Source organism: Agromyces sp. NPDC058064 (assembly GCF_042885275.1).
Classification (GTDB): Bacteria; Actinomycetota; Actinomycetes; order Actinomycetales; family Microbacteriaceae; genus Agromyces.
In genome coordinates, this window is sequence record NZ_JBHVSE010000001.1 from 844416 (window position 1) to 864925 (window position 20510).

20 protein-coding genes are annotated in these 20510 nt (G+C 73.6%); 12 read left to right on the top strand and 8 right to left on the bottom strand.

Features of this window, described 5'->3' with window-relative positions; all coding sequences use genetic code 11:
* Nucleotides 1-24: 24 nt before the first annotated feature.
* Together ACFVSL_RS03920 and ACFVSL_RS03925 are read right to left on the bottom strand one after the other, a co-directional pair.
* The gene (locus ACFVSL_RS03920) at nucleotides 25-1647 is read right to left on the bottom strand and encodes an LVIVD repeat-containing protein (RefSeq protein WP_386938674.1); all 1623 of its coding nucleotides are present in this window, start codon (nucleotides 1645-1647) and stop codon (nucleotides 25-27) included.
* A 116-nt stretch (nucleotides 1648-1763) separates the two neighbouring features.
* Nucleotides 1764-2738 (bottom strand): LysR substrate-binding domain-containing protein, encoded by a 975-nt coding sequence (locus ACFVSL_RS03925; RefSeq protein WP_386938675.1) that lies wholly within the window; start codon nucleotides 2736-2738, stop codon nucleotides 1764-1766.
* 83 nt (nucleotides 2739-2821) lie between these two features.
* On the opposite strand from ACFVSL_RS03925, the gene ACFVSL_RS03930 reads away from it, so the two are divergent.
* From ACFVSL_RS03930 to ACFVSL_RS03975, 10 genes are all read left to right on the top strand, one after another.
* Entirely contained in the window at nucleotides 2822-4336 is a 1515-nt protein-coding gene (locus ACFVSL_RS03930; protein WP_386938677.1) for a 2-hydroxymuconic semialdehyde dehydrogenase, read from the top strand.
* The gene (locus ACFVSL_RS03935) at nucleotides 4333-5154 is read left to right on the top strand and encodes a 2-keto-4-pentenoate hydratase (protein ID WP_386938678.1); all 822 of its coding nucleotides are present in this window, start codon (nucleotides 4333-4335) and stop codon (nucleotides 5152-5154) included. Before ACFVSL_RS03930 ends, ACFVSL_RS03935 begins: the two co-directional genes overlap by 4 nt.
* Entirely contained in the window at nucleotides 5151-6107 is a 957-nt protein-coding gene (locus ACFVSL_RS03940; protein WP_386938680.1) for an acetaldehyde dehydrogenase (acetylating), read from the top strand. Before ACFVSL_RS03935 ends, ACFVSL_RS03940 begins: the two co-directional genes overlap by 4 nt.
* The gene (dmpG, locus tag ACFVSL_RS03945) at nucleotides 6104-7207 is read left to right on the top strand and encodes a 4-hydroxy-2-oxovalerate aldolase (protein WP_386938682.1); all 1104 of its coding nucleotides are present in this window, start codon (nucleotides 6104-6106) and stop codon (nucleotides 7205-7207) included. The genes ACFVSL_RS03940 and dmpG overlap by 4 nt, the downstream gene beginning before the upstream one ends.
* Complete coding sequence (locus ACFVSL_RS03950; RefSeq protein ID WP_386938683.1) at nucleotides 7204-8013, top strand: 2-keto-4-pentenoate hydratase; 810 nt, start codon at nucleotides 7204-7206, stop codon at nucleotides 8011-8013. Before dmpG ends, ACFVSL_RS03950 begins: the two co-directional genes overlap by 4 nt.
* Nucleotides 8010-8474, top strand: a complete 465-nt coding sequence (locus ACFVSL_RS03955) for a RidA family protein (protein ID WP_386938684.1) — start codon at nucleotides 8010-8012, stop codon at nucleotides 8472-8474. The genes ACFVSL_RS03950 and ACFVSL_RS03955 overlap by 4 nt, the downstream gene beginning before the upstream one ends.
* The gene (locus tag ACFVSL_RS03960) at nucleotides 8471-8995 is read left to right on the top strand and encodes a 3-hydroxyanthranilate 3,4-dioxygenase (RefSeq protein WP_386938685.1); all 525 of its coding nucleotides are present in this window, start codon (nucleotides 8471-8473) and stop codon (nucleotides 8993-8995) included. Before ACFVSL_RS03955 ends, ACFVSL_RS03960 begins: the two co-directional genes overlap by 4 nt.
* A gap of 5 nt (nucleotides 8996-9000) precedes the next feature.
* Nucleotides 9001-9993: an amidohydrolase family protein gene (locus ACFVSL_RS03965; protein ID WP_386938687.1), complete on the top strand. Its 993-nt coding sequence runs from the start codon at nucleotides 9001-9003 to the stop codon at nucleotides 9991-9993.
* Between the two features lie 101 nt (nucleotides 9994-10094).
* On the top strand, nucleotides 10095-11411 hold the full coding sequence (gene kynU, locus ACFVSL_RS03970) for a kynureninase (protein WP_386938689.1): 1317 nt from the start codon (nucleotides 10095-10097) through the stop codon (nucleotides 11409-11411).
* A gap of 159 nt (nucleotides 11412-11570) precedes the next feature.
* Nucleotides 11571-13121, top strand: a complete 1551-nt coding sequence (locus ACFVSL_RS03975) for a PucR family transcriptional regulator (protein WP_386938691.1) — start codon at nucleotides 11571-11573, stop codon at nucleotides 13119-13121.
* 208 nt (nucleotides 13122-13329) lie between these two features.
* Here ACFVSL_RS03975 and ACFVSL_RS03980 read toward each other — a convergent pair whose 3' ends face one another.
* The gene (locus tag ACFVSL_RS03980; RefSeq protein WP_386938692.1) at nucleotides 13330-14751 is read right to left on the bottom strand and encodes a GH1 family beta-glucosidase; all 1422 of its coding nucleotides are present in this window, start codon (nucleotides 14749-14751) and stop codon (nucleotides 13330-13332) included.
* A gap of 143 nt (nucleotides 14752-14894) precedes the next feature.
* On the opposite strand from ACFVSL_RS03980, the gene ACFVSL_RS03985 reads away from it, so the two are divergent.
* Both ACFVSL_RS03985 and ACFVSL_RS03990 read left to right on the top strand, forming a co-directional pair.
* A complete protein-coding gene (locus ACFVSL_RS03985) occupies nucleotides 14895-15083 on the top strand; it encodes a DUF1918 domain-containing protein (protein WP_386938693.1) in 189 nt (62 codons plus the stop codon).
* Nucleotides 15084-15216: 133 nt separating this feature from the next.
* Nucleotides 15217-15978: an SGNH/GDSL hydrolase family protein gene (locus tag ACFVSL_RS03990; RefSeq protein WP_386938695.1), complete on the top strand. Its 762-nt coding sequence runs from the start codon at nucleotides 15217-15219 to the stop codon at nucleotides 15976-15978.
* Between the two features lie 86 nt (nucleotides 15979-16064).
* Here the strand turns inward: ACFVSL_RS03990 and ACFVSL_RS03995 are convergent, their stop codons facing one another.
* From ACFVSL_RS03995 to ACFVSL_RS04015, 5 genes are all read right to left on the bottom strand, one after another.
* Nucleotides 16065-16559, bottom strand: a complete 495-nt coding sequence (locus ACFVSL_RS03995; protein WP_386938697.1) for an FBP domain-containing protein — start codon at nucleotides 16557-16559, stop codon at nucleotides 16065-16067.
* Nucleotides 16560-16610: 51 nt separating this feature from the next.
* Entirely contained in the window at nucleotides 16611-17525 is a 915-nt protein-coding gene (locus ACFVSL_RS04000) for a hypothetical protein (RefSeq protein WP_386938698.1), read from the bottom strand.
* Between the two features lie 118 nt (nucleotides 17526-17643).
* The gene (locus ACFVSL_RS04005) at nucleotides 17644-18993 is read right to left on the bottom strand and encodes an aminotransferase class V-fold PLP-dependent enzyme (RefSeq protein ID WP_386938699.1); all 1350 of its coding nucleotides are present in this window, start codon (nucleotides 18991-18993) and stop codon (nucleotides 17644-17646) included.
* Nucleotides 18994-19133: 140 nt separating this feature from the next.
* On the bottom strand, nucleotides 19134-19763 hold the full coding sequence (locus ACFVSL_RS04010; RefSeq protein ID WP_386938701.1) for an alkylhydroperoxidase domain protein: 630 nt from the start codon (nucleotides 19761-19763) through the stop codon (nucleotides 19134-19136).
* Nucleotides 19760-20380, bottom strand: coding sequence for a CMD domain protein (locus tag ACFVSL_RS04015; RefSeq protein ID WP_386938702.1), 621 nt, complete (start codon nucleotides 20378-20380; stop codon nucleotides 19760-19762). Before ACFVSL_RS04015 ends, ACFVSL_RS04010 begins: the two co-directional genes overlap by 4 nt.
* Nucleotides 20381-20510: the final 130 nt, after the last annotated feature.

Sequence of the window (20510 nt, forward strand, 5' to 3'; positions counted from 1 at the left end):
GTCACGGCCGGGGGTCGGTTCGGTTCAGTTCGCGGCGGATGACCCGCCCGGCAGCCCGACGACGGGGTCGCCGAGGAGCGGGGTCGAGACGGCGTAGATGCCGTGGTTCGCGAAGAGCCAGATGAGGTTGCGGTCCCACTCGACGAAGATGCCGTGCACGGGCGCGGCCAGGTCGTCGTCGTCCTTGAGACCCATCGGCGGCACGAAGTACGCGCCGACCTTCGGGTCCTCGGGGTCGCGCACGTCGAAGATCTGCAGGCCGGCCGCGTAGAACGCGTAGGGGACGACGCCGCCGTGCGGGGTGCCCGTGTTCGTGAAGTAGCCCGAGCGCTTCGGCCCGAACGAGCCGCGGCGCTGCGCCCAGTCGGTGAACTTCGCCTCGGCGGGCGGCACGGGTCGGGGCAGCGTGCGCACGACCTTCGGCTGCGTCGGGTCGCTCACGTCGATCTGGTAGATCTCCTTGGCCGGCTCGTAGCAGTCGGTGTTCATCGGGTAGCCCGAGACGTAGACGTAGCCGGTCTCCTCGACCTGGGTCGTGTCGACGTTGTCGCCCTCGGTGCCGGCGACGCTCGTGGGCAGGGCGCACCAGCCGACGTGGTGGATGTTCGCCGGGTCGGAGACGTCGAGCACGAAGAAGCCCTGGCCGCCCTGGGCCGCGTACGCGTACCGGTAGCCCGACTCGACCGAGCGGGGCATGAAGACGCCCATGCGCGAGCCGAACCAGCTCGTCTTGTTGTTCCACCGGTCGTTGCCCTCGAGGTACTCCGAGTCCTGCTCCTCGCCTGCGCGGGTGCCGGGCACCCACCAGGTCGAGAGCAGCTCGGGGTTCGCGGGGTCGCTCACGTCGTAGGCGGCGTGGCCCGCGGCCCACAGCGTCGTCTTGTACGGCTGGTTCGTGAAGGTGTTGTCGGGCGCCGTCGCGACGAAGAGGTACTTGTCGCCGTAGTAGACGGGCAGGTCGAGCACGCCGTTGCCCTCCTGGATCTCGTCGGGCCCGTGGTTCGGGTCGGTCGAGACCTCGGTGATGAGCGTCCAGTCGCGGGGGCTCGGGCCGTTCATCTCGAACGTGCGGAAGCCGCGGAGGCCCTCCCACTCGAGCAGCTGGCCCTCGACGGTGTCGTCGGTCCACTTGTTCGCGACGCGTCCCTTGAGGAAGTAGCGCGGCGTCTCCGATGCCTGGATCGCGATGTGCTTGCCGAGCTGCTCGTTCCACTGCACCGTCGTGGCGCCGAACTGCGGCCGCGGGTCGTCCCAGCCCCACTGCTCCTCGTCGACGACGGTGAGGTCGCGCGGGTCGGTGATGTCGTAGAGCTTCCAGTGGTTGCCTCCGCCGTAGTGCAGCATGAGGCGGCGGTCGTCCCAGTCGTAGATGCACTGCCACGAGTGGCTCGTGTTCACGACGATCGGGTAGAACGCCTCGGCCGTCGCGTTGAGCGCGTAGGTCTCGGGGTCGCGGTAGTCGAGCTGGCCGGGCCAGTCGACGAAGACGTCGCGCGGCACCGACGGGGTCGAGGCCGGCGGCAGGAAGGTGCCGTCGGGCTGCATGCCCCAGGTGCCGGGCTCGGGGTCGCTCGGTTCGCCGGCCACTCGCTGGAAGTCCTCGGGGCGGTACTTCTTCGCGTGGGGAACGTACGGTGAGCCGGCCATGTCGCCTCCATTGGCAGCTGGAACTGAGATCGTCTCGACGCGGTGCGTCGTCCCAATCAGCGTCGCCAGAAGTTGCGATGCCGTCCAATATCTATTCGGCTCGCAGCCATGACCGTTCAGGCATACCGGCCGATCTGCTGCGCCTCGCGCTCGGCGTGCTCGCGTTCGAACTCCGCGAGGCGTGCTCCCTCGACCCGGAGGTGCTCGAGCAGGGCCGAGGACGCGGCCGACGGGGCGCGGTCGGCGAGCCGCGTGACGCCGACCGCGCGGCGGATCGAGCTCAGCGGGGTCGGCAGGATGCGGAGCTCGCGGTCGTCGACGGCGATGAACATCGGCAGCGCCGCGATGACGTCGGTCGACACGAGGAGGTTGCGGAGTGTGAGCATCGAGGTGCACTCGACCCGGTCGGCCGGCAGCGGCAGGCCCTCGTGGAAGAAGACGGCCTCGAGCTCGGCGCGCAGCGCCGTCTGCGCGAGGGGGAAGATCCACGGGTAGCGCACGAGCTCGGCGAGCGCGGTCGTCGGGCCCTGGTGCACCGGATGCCCCGCCCGCGCCACGAGCCGGATGGGCTCGAGGTGCAGCCGCTCCTGCTCGAGCCGCACCGGCACGCTCGACGAGAGACGGCCGACCATGAGATCGAGGTCGCCTGCGAGCAGCAGCTGCTGGAGGGTGTCGGGCGTGCCCTCGCGGACGACGACGGTGAGGCGCGGATGCTCGGCCTTGAGCCCCGCGATCGCCCTGGGCAGCAGCAGGTTCGAGCCGGCCAGGTGCGTGCCGACCGTGACGGTGCCGAGCTGGCCGGACTGCAGCAGCCGCACCTCCTCCCCCGCGATGCGCAGCTCGGCGAGCACCGACCTCGCGCGCTCGATGAACGGCCGGCCGTACTCCGTGGGCGTGACGCCGCGCGGCAGCCGCTCGAACAGCGGCACCCCGAGCAGGTCCTCGACCTCGCGCAGCCCGCGGGTCACGACGGGCTGGGTGATGTGCAGCGCCTCGGCGGCCCGCACGAGCGTGCCCTCGTCGGCGATGGTCGTGACGAGGACGAGGTGCCGGATCTTGAGTCGGCCATCGAGGAGGCGGTCAGTGCTCATGCAACGGAACCATAGCCGAACAGGCATGGCAGCGCGGCAAGATGGCATTTGTCGGCATCCCGCCCGCTTCCTAACCTGAAGCCATGTCCTCCCCGACGTCACCGGCGACGCTCGCCCTGCCGACCAAGCCGACGCCTCGCGCGCCCCGCCAGATCCGCAACTTCATCGACGGCGAGTTCGTCGACGGCATCCGCGGCTTCGACAAGCTCGACCCCGTCGACGGGTCGCTCGTCGGGCAGGTGCACGAGGCGGGCCGGGTCGAGGTCGACCGCGCCGTCGCCGCCGCACGGGCCGCGCTCGACGGGCCGTGGGGCCGCATGTCGGTGATCGAACGCACCCGCCTGCTGCGGCGCATCGCCGACGTCATCGACCGCCGGGCGGAGGAGCTCGTCGCGGCCGAGGTCGGCGACACCGGCAAGCCCGAGACCCTCGCCCGCGACCTCGACGTCGCGCGTGCGGCCATGAACTTCCGCTCCTTCGCCGACACGGTCGCCGCGGCCGGGCTCGACTCGTTCCTCACCGAGCTGCCCGACGGGCGCCGGGCTCTGAACTACGCCGTGCGCAAGCCGCTCGGCGTCGTCGCGGTCATCGTGCCGTGGAACCTCCCGCTACTCCTGCTCACCTGGAAGCTCGCCCCGGCGCTCGCCGCGGGCAACACCGTCGTCGTGAAGCCCTCGGAGGAGACCCCGTCGTCGGCGACCATGCTCGCCGAGATCCTCGCCGAAGCCGGGCTGCCGGCCGGCGTCGTCAACGTCGTGCACGGCTTCGGCGCGGGTTCGGCCGGGGCGTTCCTCACGGAGCATCCGGGCATCGACGGCGTGACCTTCACCGGCGAGTCCTCGACCGGCTCGACGATCATGCGCGCCGTCGCCCCGCGGGTGCGCCCCGTGTCGTTCGAGCTCGGCGGCAAGAACGCCGCCGTCGTCTTCGCCGACGCCGACCTCGACGCCGCCGTCGCGGGCCTCGCCCGCTCGACCTACCTCAACACCGGCCAGGTGTGCCTCTGCACCGAGCGCATCTACGTCGAACGCGCGGTCTTCGACGACGTCGCGTCGGGCCTCGCCGAGCAGGCGCGGCGGCTGCGCCTCGGCCGGCCCGAGAACCCCGCGACCACGACCGGCCCGCTCATCTCGCAGGCGCACCGCGAGAAGGTGCGCTCCTACCTCGACCTCGCCGTCGCCGAGGGTGCGACGGTGCTCGCCGGCGGCGGCATCCCGACGCTCGGCGACGGCCTCGACGGCGGCTCGTGGATCGAGCCGACCCTCTGGACCGGCCTCGACAACTCGCACCGCACGGTGCGCGAGGAGATCTTCGGCCCCGTCGCCGCGCTCATCCCGTTCGACTCCGAGGAGGAGGCGATCGCCCTCGCGAACGACACCGACTACGGGCTCGCCGCCGTGACGTGGACGAGCGACCTCACCCGCGGGCACCGGGTCGCGCAGCGCATGCGCGTCGGCATGTCGTGGGTGAACACCTGGTACCTGCGCGACCTCCGCAGCCCCTTCGGCGGCGTCGGCCTCTCGGGCATCGGCCGCGAGGGCGGCACCCACTCGCTCGAGTTCTACACCGAGCCGACGAACGTGTGCGTGCAGCTGTGAGCGGCGCGACGGCGAACGCGGCGGCCCTGCACGCGGCCGAGGAGCGGCTGCACGCGGCGGCCCGCGACGGCCTCGCCTGCTCGCCCGTGCGCGAGCTCATCGGCGAGACCGACCAGGACGCGGCCTACGCCGTGCAGTCGCTCGGCATCGCCCGCCGGCTCGCCGAGGGCCGGCGGATCGTGGGCCGCAAGATCGGCCTCACCTCGCCGGCGGTGCAGGCGCAGTTCGGCGTGTTCACGCCCGACTACGGGGTGCTGCTCGACGACATGGTGTTCGCCGACCGGGAGCCGATCGACCTCGCGCGCTTCCTGCAGCCGCGCGTCGAGGCCGAGGTGGCCTTCGTGCTCGGCCGCGACCTCGACTCCCCCACCACGCACGTGGCCGAGGTGCTCGCCGCGACCGAGTTCGTGCTGCCGGCGATCGAGGTCGTCGACTCGCGCATCGCCGGCTGGGACATCCGCATCACCGACACGATCGCCGACAACGCCTCGAGCGGGGCGATCGTGCTCGGCACCACCCCGCGCCGGATCGAGGGGCTCGACCTCGCCGGGCTCGGCATGCGCCTCGACCACGAGGGCGAGCCGGTCTCGACCGGGTCGGGTGCCGCGTGCCTCGGCAGCCCCGTCATCGCCGTCGCCTGGCTCGCACGCGAGGTCGCCCGGCACGGGCGGCCGCTCCGCGCCGGCGAGATCGTGCTCTCGGGTGCGCTGGGGCCCATGGTCGCGGCGGGCGCGGGCGTCTTCCACGCCCGACTCGACGGGCTCGGCGAGGTGCGCGCGGACTTCACCACGACCGCTCTCGAAGGAGCCGCAGCATGACCACCGCCGTCGCCATCATCGGTTCGGGCAACATCGGCACCGACCTCCTGATCAAGGTCAAGCGCCTCTCGTCGACGCTGCACGTGGCCGCGATGGCGGGCATCGACCCCGATTCCGACGGCCTCGCCCGTGCGCGCCGGCTCGGGGTCGCGACGACCCACGAGGGCGTCGACGGGCTCGTCGCCATGCCCGAGTTCGCCGACGTCGAGCTCGTCTTCGACGCGACCTCTGCGGGCGCCCACGCGCGCAACGACGCGATCGTGCGCGACCTGGGGCGCCTCATGGTCGACCTCACCCCTGCGGCGATCGGCCCCTACGTCGTGCCAGTCGTGAACCTGGGCGACGAGCTCGAGGCCACGAACGTCAACATGGTGACGTGCGGCGGCCAGGCCACCGTGCCGATGGTCGCGGCCGTCTCGCGGGTGGCGCCGGTGGCGTACGCGGAGATCGTCGCGTCGATCTCGTCGCGTTCGGCGGGCCCCGGCACGCGGGCGAACATCGACGAGTTCACCGAGACGACGGCCCGTGCCCTCGAGGTGATCGGCGGCGCCGAGCGCGGCAAGGCGATCATCGTGCTGAACCCGGCCGAGCCGCCGCTCATCATGCGCGACACGGTGTACTGCCTCGTCGAGGACCCGGCCGACGGCAGCGCCGGCGCGGCCGCGCTCGACGAGGGCGCAGTGCGCGACTCGGTGGCCGCGATGGTCGCCGAGGTGCAGGGCTACGTCGGCGGCTACCGCCTCAAGCAGGAGGTGCAGTTCGACCGCGTCGACGAGGCCTACGTGCCGGCGCTCGACCGCCCCTTCCGAGGCACCCGCGTCACCGTCCTCCTCGAGGTCGCGGGCGCCGGCCACTACCTGCCCGAGTACGCGGGCAACCTCGACATCATGACCTCGGCGGCGCTGCGCACGGCCGAGCGACTCGTCGCCGCACGGAACGGAGCCGCAGCATGATCGCCGACGCGACCACCGCCACCGCCGTCCCGGCCGCCGCAGCGACCGGGCCGACGATCTACGTCCAGGACGTCACGCTCCGCGACGGCATGCACGCGATCGCCCACCGCTACACGCTCGATCAGGTCCGCGACATCGCGCGCGCCCTCGAGGCCGCGGGCGTCGACGCCATCGAGGTCGCCCACGGCGACGGCCTCGGCGGCTCGAGCGTCGCCTACGGCCAGGGCGCGCACACCGACTGGCAGTGGATCGAGGCCGCCGCCTCGGTGCTCGACCGCGCGAAGCTGACGACGCTCATCCTTCCCGGCATCGGCACGATCGACGACCTCGCACGCGCCCGCGGCCTCGGCGTGCAGAGCGTCCGCGTCGCGACGCACTGCACCGAGGCCGACGTCGCCGCCCAGCACATCGGCTGGGCCCGCGAGCACGGCATGGACGTCTCGGGGTTCCTGATGATGAGCCACCTGAACGACCCCCGTGGCCTCGCCGAGCAGGCGCGGCTCATGGAGTCGTACGGCGCGCACTGCGTCTACGTCACCGACTCGGGCGGCCGCCTCACCATGCAGGGCGTCGCCGAGCGGGTCGATGCCTACCGCGAGGTGCTCGACCCGGCGACCCAGATCGGCATCCACGCGCACGAGAACCTGTCGTTGAGCGTCGCGAACAGCGTCACGGCGGTCGAGCACGGCGTGTTCCGCGTCGACGCCTCGCTCGCGGGCCAGGGGGCGGGTGCCGGCAACTGCCCGATCGAGGCGTTCGTGGCCGTCGCCGACCTGCTCGGCTTCCGGCACGGCTGCGATCTCTTCGCCCTGCAGGATGCCGCGGAGGAACTCGTGCGGCCGCTGCAGCGCCGGCCCGTCCGCGTCGACCGCGAAACCCTCACGCTGGGTTACGCCGGGGTGTACTCGAGCTTCCTGCTGCACGCCGAGCGGGCCGCCGAGCGCCACGGGCTCGACGCCCGCGACATCCTCGTCGAACTCGGCCGCCGGCGAATGGTGGGCGGCCAGGAGGACATGATCATCGACGTCGCCCTCGACCTCGTCGCCGCGCGCGACGCCGACGCCGCGGGCGCGGCCCGCGCGGACGGGGACGCCGCATGACCGCCGCGTCCGCCTTCGCCGCCGCGCTCGACCGGGCGCAGCGCACCGCGTCGCCGATCTCGCGGCTCGACGCGGGCGAGGTCATCGGCCTCGGCACCGCCTATGCCGCGCAGCACGCGCTCGTCGCCCGCCGCGTCGCCCGCGGCGAGCGCGTCACCGGCGTGAAGCTCGGATTCACGAGTCGCGCGAAGGCCGCCCAGATGGGCGTCGACGACGTCATCATCGGCACCCTGACCGACGCGATGCGCGTCGCCGACGGCGGCGCCTTCGACCCCCGCGCGGCGATCCACCCGCGGGTCGAGCCCGAGGTCGCGTACCTCCTCGGCGCCGACCTCGACGGCTCCTCCGACGACGAGCTCGACCCCGCCGTCGCGATCGCCGCGGTCGCGCCCTCGCTCGAGGTGATCGACTCCCGCTACCGCGACTTCCGGTTCAGCCTCGACGACGTCGTCGCCGACAACGCCTCGGCCGCCGCGTACGCGATCGGCCCGTGGCGCACCCCCGCCGAGGCGGGCCCGCTCGACAACCGGGCCGTACGGCTCGAGCTCGGCGGGCGGCTCGCCCAGGCCGGGTCGACCGCCGCGATCCTCGGCGACCCCGCCCGCGCGCTCGCCGCCGCCCGCCGTCTCGCACGCGAGCACGGCTTCGCGCTGCGCGCCGGCACGGTGCTGCTCGCGGGCGCGGCGACCGCCGCCGTGCCGCTGCCGCCGCACGGCCTCATCGAGGCGACGATCGCCGGTCTCGGCCGGGTGTCGTTCCGCGTCGAGCCCGGTGCAGCCCCCGAACGGCAGGAGGACGCGTCATGAGCGAGACCCGTGGCATCCTCGTCGCCGGCAAGGCGACCCCCCGCGGGCGGTTCCCGCACGCGAAGCTATCGGGCGACCTCGTGTTCGTCTCGGGCACGTCGAGCCGCCGGCCCGACAACACGATCGCGGGCGCCGAGGCCGACGAGTTCGGTGCGACCCGGCTCGACATCGCCGTGCAGACCCGCGCCGTCATCGAGAACCTCCGCGCCATCCTCGCCGAGGCCGGCTGCGGGCTCGACGACCTCGTGCAGGCGACGAGCTACCTCGTCGACATGAACGACTTCGCCGGCTACAACGCGGTCTGGGCCGAGTACTTCGACGAGGGCGGGCCGACCCGCACGACCGTCGCCGTCCACCAGCTGCCGCACCCGCACCTGCGCATCGAGATCCAGGCGATCGCACGGCGCCCCGATGCTTCCCCCGTTCCCAGCACCACCACTCTCGAGGAGGAGAAGAAATGACCACCATCCCACCCGTGATCGATTTCCCGGCCTGGATCAAGGAGCACGAGCACCTGCTCAAGCCGCCGGTGAACAACAAGCAGGCGTTCATCCCCATGAACGACTTCATCGTGCAGGTCGTCGGCGGTCCGAACCAGCGCACCGACTTCCACTTCGACCCGTACGAGGAGTGGTTCTACCAGTACCGCGGCAGCATGCACGTCAACATCCAGACGGAGGACGGCCCGCAGCGCATCGACATCCGCGAGGGCGAGATGTGGCTGCTGCCCGGCAATGTGTACCACTCGCCGCAGCGCCCCGAGGCCGGCTCGATCGGCATCGTCATCGAGCGCATCCGCGAGGAGGGCACGCTCGAGAAGTTCGCGTGGTTCTGCCCGAACTGCAACGAGAAGGTGCACGAGGTCGAGCTCCAGGTGCGCGACATCGTCGAGGACCTGCCGCCCGTCTTCCGCGAGTTCTACGAGAGCGAAGAGGGTCGGACGTGCCCGAAGTGCGGCACCGTCCACCCCGGCAAGGGCTGAACCCGTTGGGAACCATCGACATCCACACGCACTACGTGCCGAGCGCCTGGCCCGATCTGTCGACGCAGGTCGGGCCGGGGGTCTGGCCGTCGCTGCGGGTCGACTCCGAGCGCGAGGCGATGATCATGCTCGGCCAGGCCGAGTTCCGCCGCGTCGAGGCCGACTGCTGGGATGCCGAGGCTCGCCTCGCCGACATGGACGCCGACGGCGTCGACATCCAGGTCGTCTCGCCCACGCCCGTCTTCTTCTCGTACGACAAGACGGGCGACGAGGCGGTGAAGGTCGCGCGCATCTTCAACGACCTCGCCCTCGAGATCTGCGCACCGGCATCCGACCGCCTGCTGCCCTTCGCGCAGGTGCCGCTGCAGGACACGGACGCCGCGTGCGCCGAGGTCGACCGTGCGATCGCCGCCGGCCATCGCGGCGTCGAGATCGGCAACCACGTGGGCGACCGCGACCTCGACGACGCGGGCGTCGTCACCTTCCTCCAGCACTGCGCGGCGCAGGGCGTGCCCGTGCTCGTGCACCCGTGGGACATGCCCGAGTCGCCGCGGCTCGACCGCTGGATGGCCAGGTGGCTCACCGGCATGCCCGCCGAGACGCACCTGTCGATCATCGCGATGATCCTCGGCGGCGTCTTCGACCGGGTGCCGCCCTCGCTGCGCATCGCGTTCGCGCACGGCGGCGGCTCCTTCGCGTTCTGGCTCGGCCGGCTCGAGAACGGCTGGCACCGCCGGCCCGACCTCATCGCGACGAGCGAGCGGCCGCCGTCGAGCTACCTGGATCGCTTCAGCGTCGACTCGGTCGTCTTCGACGAGGCGCCGCTGCGCCTGCTCGTCGACACCCTCGGCGCCGAGCACGTCATGGTCGGCAGCGACTACCCTTACCCGCTCGGCGAGCGCCCGGCGGGCTCGGTCGTCGATCGCGCCGGCTTCCTCACCGAGGGGCAGAAGTCGGCCATCCGCCACGGCAACGCCCGCCGCTTCCTGGCGATCTGACCCGGGGCGCCCGCCCCACGGGCGCCCCGGTCGGTTCCGTTCCCCCCGGGCCGGCCCGTTCCACCCGGCCGGCCCCGACCCCAGACACGGAGACCCCGCACATGAGCCTCGCGACATCCGCACCCCACGCCATCGACCGCGCGACCTGCGCCGCGCTCGACGCGGCCGACCCGCTCGCCCGCTTCCGCGAGCGCTTCGCGCTGCCCGAAGGCGTCGTCTACCTCGACGGCAACTCGCTCGGCGCGCTGCCGCGGGCGACGCCGGGGCATGTCGAGCGCGTGATCGCCGAGGAGTGGGGCACGGGCCTCATCCGCAGCTGGAACGACGCGGGCTGGTTCGACAAGCCCGTCGCCCTCGGCGACCGCATCGCCCCGCTCATCGGTGCCGCGCCCGGCGAGGTCGTGCTCGGCGACTCGACCTCGGCGAGCCTCTTCCAGGTGGCGACGGCGGCGGCGAGGCTCCGGCCCGGCCGCCGGGTGATCATCTCCGAACGCGGCAACTTCCCGACGGACCTCTACGTGCTCGAGTCGGTGCAGGAACTCCTCGGCGAACCCGGCCGCCCCTACGAGCGCCGGCTGATCGACGACGACGGGCCCACCCTCGAGGAGGTCCTTGACGAGGACGTCGCCGTCGTCGTGCTCACGCACGTGAACTACCGCACCGGCCGCATGTACGACATGGCCGAGGTGACCCGGCAGGTGCACGAGGCGGGCGCGCTCATCGTGTGGGACCTCTGCCACAGCGTCGGCGCGGTGCCCGTCGAGCTCAACGCCGCCGGCGCAGACTTCGCGATCGGCTGCACCTACAAGTACCTCAACGGCGGGCCCGGCTCGCCCTCGTTCATCTGGGTCGCGGGCCGGCACCAGGGCGTCGCGCGCCCCCCGCTCACCGGCTGGCACGGCCACGCGCGCCCCTTCGACTTCACCGTCGGCTACGAGCCCGCCGACGGCATCACGCGGTTCCGCGTCGGCACCCCGCAGCTGCTCGCCGTCGCGGGGCTCGAGGCGAGCCTCGCCCTCTGGGCCGAGGTCGACCTCGCCGAGCTGCGCGAGAAGAGCCTGCGGCTCACCGAGCTGTTCATCTGCCTCGTCGACGCCCGGCTCGCGGAGTGGGGCATCGAGGTCGTCACGCCGCGGCAGTCGGCACGGCGCGGCAGCCAGGTCGCGCTGCGCGCGGGCGGCGCGGGTGCTGGCGCTGCAGGCCCGCTCGCCCCCGGCGACGGCTACGCGCTCATGCAGGCGCTCATCGAACGGGGCGTGATCGGCGACTTCCGCGCGCCCGACCTCATGCGCTTCGGCTTCGCCCCCCTCTACGTCACGCACACCGACGTGTGGGACGCGGTCGCGGCCCTCGAGGACCTCCTCCGCAGCGGCAGCTGGCGCGAGCCCCGCTTCGCGCGTCGCGGGGCGGTCACCTGACCGTGCTCCGCGCTCGGGGGCACCGCGCAACATTCGGCGGATGCCACGGGCCGATGTGTACACTCAGGGCATCATGATCGCCGGCGTGTACACCAGCTCGCCGGTCGAGTAGGCCCCAGCGGCCGACTCGAGATCCGCCCGGGATCACCGAGGAGCCCCGTGAAGCCCACCGTGCAGACCCTGCTCGACCACCCCGAGCTCGCCCTCGGCCTGCTCACCCCGGCGGACGCCCTGCCCGACGGCGCGCTCGACGCCCCCGTCGTGTGGGCGCACAGCTCCGACCTCGCCGACCCGACCCCGTTCCTCGACGCCGGCCACGTGCTGCTGACGACCGGCACCCAGTTCGCCGACGGCGCCGCGGCCGACGACGGGTTCGCCGAGTCCTTCGTGCGCCGCCTCAGGGAGCGCGGGATCGCGGCGCTCGGCTTCGGCACCGAGGTGATCCGCGCCGGCACCCCCGAGACGCTCGTCGCCGCGTGCCTCGCGCAGGGCCTGCCGCTCTTCGAGGTGCCCTACCGGGTGCCCTTCATCGCGATCGCGCGCACCGTCGCCGACCTCATCGCCGAGGACGCCTACGCCAGGCAGGCCTGGGCGCTCTCCGCGCAGCGCGCGATCTCGCTCGCGGCGCTGCGCCCAGACGGGCTCTCGGCGACCCTCGCCGAGCTCTCGCACCGGCTCGGCGCCTGGGTGGGGCTCATCGACGCGACGGGATCGCTCGACCGCGAGGCCCCCGAGGGCGGGCTCGCCCAGCCCGCGCTCGGCGAGGTCGTCGGCGAGGCCCGCTCGATGCTGCGCCGCGGCCAGCGCGCGAGCCGCACCCTCCTCGCCGCCGAGTCGACCGAGTCGCCGCAGCGCATGACCCTGCAGACGCTCGGCGGCGGCGGTGCGCTGCGCGGCGTGCTCGCGATCGGCGACTCGGCCGAGCTCGACCAGGCCGGCCGCGAGGTCGTGACCTCGGTGATCGCGCTCGCGGGGCTCGCGCTCGAGCAGAACCGCGACCTCGACCGCGCACGCGGCCACCTGCGGTCGGGGTTGCTCAGCGGCATCCTCGCCGGCGACACCGCGCTCGCCGAGCGCGTCTCGGCCGAGATGTGGGGGCCGCTGCCCGAACCGCCGCTGCGCATCATGGTGACCGACGCCCCGCTCACCCAGGCCGACCGCCTCACCGAGCTCCTCGAGCTCCGCGTCGAGGAGCGGGCCGGCCGGCTCTTCTTCGGCCGCGACGACGAGCAGTACGTGCTCGTCGTCGAAGAGGCCGACGCCCCGCTCGCCGAGGAGATCGCGGCCGAGTTCGAACTGCCCGTCGGCGTCTCCGACCCGGTCGGCGGCGGCGCCGTCGCGCAGGCGCACGAACAGGCGCTGCGCGCCCTCGACCGGGCCCGCGAGAGCGGCGCCGGCGTCGTCAACTTCGACGAGATCAGCCGCCAGGGCGTCCTCGCGTTCCTCGCCCGCACCGACGCGCGCGCCGTCGCCCTCGCGACGCTCGCCCCGCTCACCGAGCACGACGCCGCGAACGGCACCTCGCTCGTCGTGACCACCCGCACCTGGCTCGAGCACGGCGGGCAGTTCGACGCGACCGCGCAGGCGCTCGGCGTGCACCGGCACACTGTGCGCAGCCGCATCGCCCTCGCCGAGCGGCTGCTGGGCCGCGACCTGTCGGGGTTCCACGCCCGCGCCGACCTCTGGGCGGCGCTGCTCGCGGTCGAGTAGGCGGCGGGTCGCTCGCCGACCCGCGCCCGCGCCCGCGCCCGCCACAGTTTCGGAGATCACCACGATCTCGGGCCCCTCAGGCGCATCGGCCCGAGGTTCTGGCGATCGCCGAAGTCCTGGCGAGCCGCCGGGAGCACCGGCACACCGGCACCAGCACCAGCACCAGCACCAGCACGCCAGCACACCGGCACGCCGGCGCCCGGGCGACTCAGCCCGCCTGCGCGGCGATCACGCGCCGGTACCAGTCGAACGAGTCCTTGCGGGTGCGCTCACCGGTCTCGAAGTCGACGTGCACGAGCCCGAAGCGCTGCGTGTAGCCCTGCGCCCACTCGAAGTTGTCCATCAGCGACCAGGCGAAGTAGCCCCGCACGTCGACGCCCTGCCCGATCGCCGCGGCGACGGCCCGCAGGTGCCCGTCGAGGTAGGCGATGCGCTCGGCATCGTGCACGGCGCGACCGCCGTCGGATGCCTCGACCACCTCGTCGACGAACGACGCCCCGTTCTCGGTGATGACGACGGGCGGCAGCGCATCCCCGTAGTCGCGGCGCAGCCCCAAGAGCAGCTCGGTGAACGCGCCCGGCACGATCGGCCAGTCGAAGCCGGTGCGCGGCGTGCCCGCGGGCGGGTCGACCGGTTCGAACGGCAGCCCGGCAGCGGCGAACTCCGAGTCGGCGGCGGGGGCCGCGACGTACGTCGGGTTGTAGAAGTTCACGCCGTAGAAGTCGAGCGGCGCCGCGATGAGCTCGAGGTCACCGGCCTGGAGCCCCGGGAACTCCTCCATGCCGAAGGCCGTCAGGTCGGGGTAGACGCCGGTGAGCACGGGGTCGGCGAAGATGCGGTTGTAGATGAGGTCGAACGCCCCCGCCGCCATGAGGTCGGCGGGCGAGTCGCCGGCCGGCACGACGAGGGTGTGGTTGTTCGTGATGCCGACCTCGGCCGAGGGCGCTGCGGCGCGGATCGCGGCGACCGCGAGACCGTGCCCCAGCAGCTGGTGGTGCACGGTCGGCAGGGCGCCGAGCATGAGCTGACGCCCCGGCGCCTGGGTGCCGAGCGCGTAGCCCTCGAGCGTCGTCATCGCGGGCTCGTTGAGGGTGATCCAGCGGCCGACCCGGTCGCCGAGGCGATCGAGCACGAGCCCGACGTACTCGGCGAAGCGCTCGGCGGTGTCGCGCACGAGCCACCCGCCGGCGTCCTCGAGGGGCTGCGGCAGGTCCCAGTGGTAGAGCGTCGCGAGCGGCGCGACACCGGCCTCGGCGAGCGCGTCGACGAGCCGCTCGTAGTAGTCCAGCCCGGCGGCGTTCGCGGGCCCGGTGCCGCCCGGCTGCACCCGCGGCCAGGCGATCGAGAAGCGGTAGTCGCTCGCGCCGAGCTCGGCGAGGAGGGCGACGTCGTCGCGGAACCGCCGGAAGCTGTCGGCCGCGACGAGCGCGTTCGAGCCGTCGACGACGCGGCCGGGTTCGGCGGTGAACGTGTCCCAGATGCTCGGCCCGCGCCCCGCGGCATCCGTCGCGCCCTCGATCTGGAACGCGGCCGTCGCAGCGCCCCAGCGGAAGCCCGCCGGCAGTCGCAGCGCCGGCTCGCCCACGGCCTGCTCGGCCGTCGTCGCACGCGTGGTCGGGGCATCCTGCATCGTGAACCTCACTGTCCGTCCGAACTGGGACGCTTGACCCAGTTCGACCCACCCTAGCGGGCCCGGCTCGCGCTGGGAAGGGCCGCCGCCCCTTCCCGCCCGCGGCGCCCGAGCGTACGCTGGAGTGGTCGAAGGGGGCTCCGATGAACGCGACGGTCGGCGAACGCCTCGTCATCCACGGCAAGCAGGTCGGTCAGCCCGGCCGGCACGGCGAGATCCTCGAGGTGCGCGGCGAGAACGGCGGGCCGCCGTACCTCGTGCGGTTCGACGACGGCCACGAGACACTGCTCTTCCCCGGCGCCGACTGCGAGATCGAGCACGCCGAGAGCTGAGCGCGCGGCATCCTGCCCCACCCTGCTTGTGCAGGAGATTGGGCTCCATGGGTGGCTGACCGCGCCGATCAGCGCAATTCTCCTGCACGAGCTCCGGGATGCCACGCGCCCGCGGCGCGCTAGCGTTGAGGGCATGTTCCACTCCTACGCGGCGATCGGCGACAGCTTCACCGAGGGCGTCGGCGACGAGCTGCCCGACGGCAGCGTGCGCGGCTGGGCCGACTTCGTCGCCATCGGCCTCGCGAAGCACGCACGCGAGCCGATCGGCTACGCCAACCTCGCGATCCGCGGACGCAAGCTCGGCCCGATCATCGACGAGCAGCTCGAGGCCGCGATCGCGCTGAAGCCCGAGCTGCTGAGCTTCAACGGGGGCGGCAACGACATGCTGCGGCCCCGCATGGACGAGCAGGCGACGGCGATCCGCTTCCGCGCGGCGATCAACCGCATCCGCGAGTCGGGCATCCACGTGCTCATGCTGAGCGGGGCGAACCCGACCGACCACCTGCCGATGGGGCGCGTCTTCGACACCCGCGGTGCCCGCCTCACCGCGGCCCTCGTCGACCTCGGCTCGCTCGACGGCGTCACCTTCGTCGACAACTTCAACGACCGGGGGCTCCGCGACATCCGGTACTGGTCGCCCGACAAGCTGCACCTCAACGCCCTCGGGCACGCCCGCGTCGCGTCGAACGTGCTCACCGCGCTCGACGTGCCGGTGCCGCCCGAGTGGGGCGTCGAGGAGGTCGCGGCGGCTCCGGCCGGGCCGCGCAGCCGCAACACGGCGGCGTACTACCGCGAGTTCGTGCTGCCGTGGATCGGCCGCCGGCTCACCGGCCGTTCGTCGGGCGACGGGCGCGTCGCGAAGCGGGCGACGCTCGAGGCGCTCGCGCCGAGCTGAATCACGGCCGAGCGGTCGGGCGACCCGACGAACGGGCGACCCGACGATCGGGCGACCCGACGATCGGGCGACCCGGCAGCCGCTCCCTACGCGCCGAGCACGTCGGCGACGAACGCCCGGGTGCGCCGCGCGAGCCCCTCGATGCGCTCGAGCTCGTGCGCGCTCGGCATGACCTCCGACGGCGCCGGCGGACGGCCGAGCCGCACCGTCTCCTGACACGCGAGGTCGCCGCAGATGTAGGTGCCCACGCTGTCGCCGCGGGCTCCGGCCGCTCCCGAGCGACGGGCCGAGAACAGGGCGACCTGGTCGCCCGGCTGGTGCGTGTGGCAGAGGTTGCAGACGGCGGCACGATGCCGCGAGCCCGTGCGCTCGGCGCTGCGCAGCACGATGCCGGCGGGAGCGCCGTCGAGCTCGGTGACGAGGTAGCCCCGCGAGGCGATGCGCGGGTCGCGCCACGCGAACGCGTCGAGGTGCGCCCATTCGGTGACGAAGAAGTTCACCGGCAGCGAGAGCTGTTCGAGCTCGGAGGCGTCGGCATTGCCGAGCGCCGCCCGGACCTCGGACTCGACCAGTGGCTGCATGCGGATCCCCTCGTGCGACTCCCCCAGTCTACGAGCGCTCGAGCGGACCGATCAGGGGACCGTGTCGGGGTTGTCGGGGCCGTCGGGGTCGTCGGGGCCGCCCGACCACTCCTCGAACGTCATCCGGTCGGGCGGGGGCGGATCGATGAACACGAGCTCCCACGTGACGCCCTCGCTCTCGGCCGACCACGAGATCACCACCACATCGCGCTCGCCCATGCCCTCGGGCCGCTCGTCGCCGAGCTCGGCGGCGGCGTACTGCACCATGATGCCGTGCTCGTCGAAGCGCGCCCGCGAGGCGCACTCGCCGCGCTCGACGAGGCTCGTCCCCTCGGGAACCACCGAGAGGCAGACCTGGTCGACGCCGTTGAGGTAGGCCCAGAAACCGCGCCCGAACACGTCGTCGATGCGGCGCACGGTGTCGGCCTGCGCCCCGAGCGCGACCGTGAGGCTCTCGTCGTCGGCGCGCTGCGGCCGGTCGAACACGGCCAGGCCCCGCACCGGCGTCGCGAGGGTCACGACGGCGACCCCGCCGACGATCGCGAAGCCCGCGAGCACGGCCGCGATCGCGAGCCCGTTCGCCGCGCGGGTGCCGAGACGCCCCGGCCACCGAGCACGGCTCGCGGATGCCACGGGGTGCCCGCCGTCCGCCGACCCCGCCGACCCCGCCGTCCCGGCACCGCGCGTTCCGCCGACGACACCCGGCGGCCCGCCACCGGTCCCGCCTGATCCGGCCGCCGCGTCCCCGGGCTCGGATGCCACGCCGGACCGCCGCTCGTCGGGCCGCCCCGGGCCGCCGAGGGCCGCGGCCGTCGCCCGTTCGCGCTCGTCGGCCCGCTTGGCGAGCTCGGCCTCCACCGACTCGAGCTCCTCGGCGGCGCCCGAGGCGAATCCCTCGGGGGTGCCGTAGACGATCCGGCGCAGGTCGTCGGCCCGCGCCTCGAGTTCCGCGTCGTCGCTCGTCAAGGCCCCTCCGATGCCGACGCTAGCCCGCGAGGCGCCGTTCGGACAGTCCCCCGTCCGCGGCATCCCCGCGACGTCGTCGCTCGGGACGCGAGGCCCGGCTCCGACCGCTGCGCGCGGCTCAGAAGACGGGTCGCGGCCGATCGTCGACGAGCGGGTGCCATCCCTCGGGCCCGCGGTCGTACGCATACGCCGGACCGTCGGCGATGAGCCGCGAGAGCGCGGCGAGGAAGCGGTCGACGTCGTCGGCCGAGGACCCCGCGCCGAGGCTCGCCCGCAGCCCGTTGGCGCGGCTCGCGACGCGCTCGAAGAACGGGTGGGCGCAGAACCGGCCGGCGCGCACCGAGATGCCGTGCTCGGCGCCCAGCGCCGCGGCGAGCAGCCCGACGGAGCCGCGCTCGAGCTCGATCGTGGCGATGCCGAGCCGGTCGTGGGCGTCGTCGAATCCGCGCACGACCCGCACGCCGCGCTGCGCCGCGAGGCCGGCGTGCAGTCGTTCGGTGAGCGCCCGCTCGTGCCGGTCGCGGGCGGTGTCGCCGAGGCGCTCGAGCTCGCCGAGCGCACGCGCGATCGCGGCGATGCCGAGGACGTTCGGGGTGCCGGCCTCGTGGCGGGCCGCGCCCTGCTTCCACGCGACGCGGTCGAGGGCGACCGAGTCGACCGCTCCCCCGCCGGCGAGGTGGGCGGGTGCCGCGTCGAGCCAGTCGGCCCGGCCGACGAGGGCGCCCGCACCGAAGGGCGCGTAGGCCTTGTGGCCCGAGAAGGCGAGGTAGTCGATGCCGGATGCCTCGAGCGAGACCCTGCGGTGCGGCAGGAGCTGTGCCGCGTCGACGGCGAGGCGGGCGCCGTGCGCGTGGGCGAGCGCGGCGAGGCGGTCGACCGGCAGCACCTCGCCGGTGACGTTCGAGGCGCCCGTCACGGAGAGGAGGGCCGCGGGACATCGGGCGAGCTCGGCGTCGAGCACCTCGAGGGTCTCGCCGATGCTCGGGCGGGCGACGACCACCCGTCGGGCGCCGTCGCGCCAGGGCAGCAGGTTGGCGTGGTGCTCGAGGTCGAGCACGACGGTGTCGCCCGGCACGGCGGCCGCGAGCAGGTTGAGGGCGTCGGTCGTGTTGCGCGTGAAGACGACGAGGTCGTCGTCGCGGGCGCCGACGTGCCGGGCGACGGTCGCGCGGGCGGCCTCGACGAGCGCGGTGGTCTGCTGCGACGGGTAGCCGGTGCCGCGGTGCACGCTCGCGTAGTAGGGCAGCACCTCGGCGACGTGCGCGGCGACGGCCGAGAGCGCGGGCGCCGAGGCCGCGGTGTCGAGGTTCACGTGACGCACGAGCCCGCCGCCGAGCACGGGCACCTCGAGTCCGGCGTCGACGAGCGGCGCGAGCGGACCGAGCGGGGCCGGGCCCGAGGCATCCATCATCGCCGCCGGCTCCGACGTGCGCGCGGTGCGGGCGGCGGTCGACTCGGTGGCGATCACGGGGCTCTCCTCGGGTGCGTGGTTCGGACGACGCTACGGATGCCCCTGCCCCGCCTCAACCCTCCGTGACGCGGGCCGTCACGGCGCGCAACAAACGGAAACACGGAGGGTCGAGACGGGGATGCCGGGCCGTGCCCCGGCTACTCGCCGGGCGGGTTCGTGGGCTCGCCGAGCGAGAGCATGAGCCGGTTCGCCCAGTTGAAGAACGCCGCGGAGTGGATGACGTCCGACACGGCCTGCTCGTCGAAGCCGGCCTCGCGGAGCGCGTCGAGGTGCCCGCGCTCGAGCCGGGGCGGCGTCGCCGCGAGCGCGACCGCCGCGTCGATGACGGCCCGCCACGCGGCATCCTGCTCGCCGTCGATGCCCTCGTCGAGCAGCCGCTGCACGTCGTCGTGACGCTTCGAGTGGTGCGTCGCGAACCGCGCGTGCACCGAGGCGCAGAAGATGCAGCCGTTGAAGCGGCTCGTCGCGGCGGCGGCGAGTTCGCGCTCGGCGCGCGGCAGGCCGTCCTTCGCGTTGTAGAAGATGTCCTTGTCGGTGAGCGTGCGCGCCCGCAGGATGTCGGGGTCGCGCGCGAGCAGCCTGAAGTAGTCGCTCTTCGCCCGCGCCCGGTCGACGAGCCCCTCGAACTGCCGCTCGGTGAGGCTCGCCTCGTCGGCGGGTTCGAGCCAGGGCACCCAGCCGAGCTCGGCCTGGGTGAAGACCTCCGGGGTGGATGCCTCGGGGTGCCCGAGCACCCGGGCGGCCTCGTGCGTGGCGTGGTCGGTCATGCTGCGTCCTCCGTCGTGAGGAGTCGGAGCCCGGCGGCGACGCGCAGCTGGAACGCGAGGAACGACACGAGCTGGGAGAGGGTGACGATGCCGTCGCTCGACCAGCCGGCGGCGGCGAGCGCGGCGAGCGCCTCGGGCGAGGCCTCGCGCGGGCGGAACACGAGCAGGTGCGCGTGCTCGAGGGCGGCGGTGACCCGGTCGCCGAGCGCCGCACGGGCCGGGTCGCCCGCGGCGACCGAGAGACGGAGCCCGTCGCGGTTCTCGGCCGCGAGCGCGGCCGTCGGGTAGTCGCCGTACGGTCCGGTCGTGCGCACCGAGGCGGCGAGGTCGACCACGGCGTCGGCGAGCGCGTCGCCGTCGCCGGAGTCAGCGTCGCCGCCTGCCGTGCGGGTGAGCGCGCCGTAGTGCGCGGTCGCCACCTCGTCGTCGTGCAGGATCGCGACGAACTGCGCGACGGCGGCCCGCTCGGCGAGAGTCGCGTGCGTCTCGTCGATCCCGGTGAAGAGGGCGTCGTAGCTCGCCTGGGCGTTGTCGCGGGTCGCCGGGCGGTGACGGCGCAGCGCGTCGGCGGCGGTGTCCGGGATCACCCCCGCGAGTCGGTCGATGAGGTCGGTCATGTCGGTGCCTTTCTGTCGTCGGTGTCGGTCTCGGTCTCGGTGTCGGTGTCCCGGCCGAGTGGCCTGACCGGGCCGGGGTCCCTCCGCGGCCGGCGTGGTCATGTGGTCGTGTGGTCGCACCCGGTGTGGT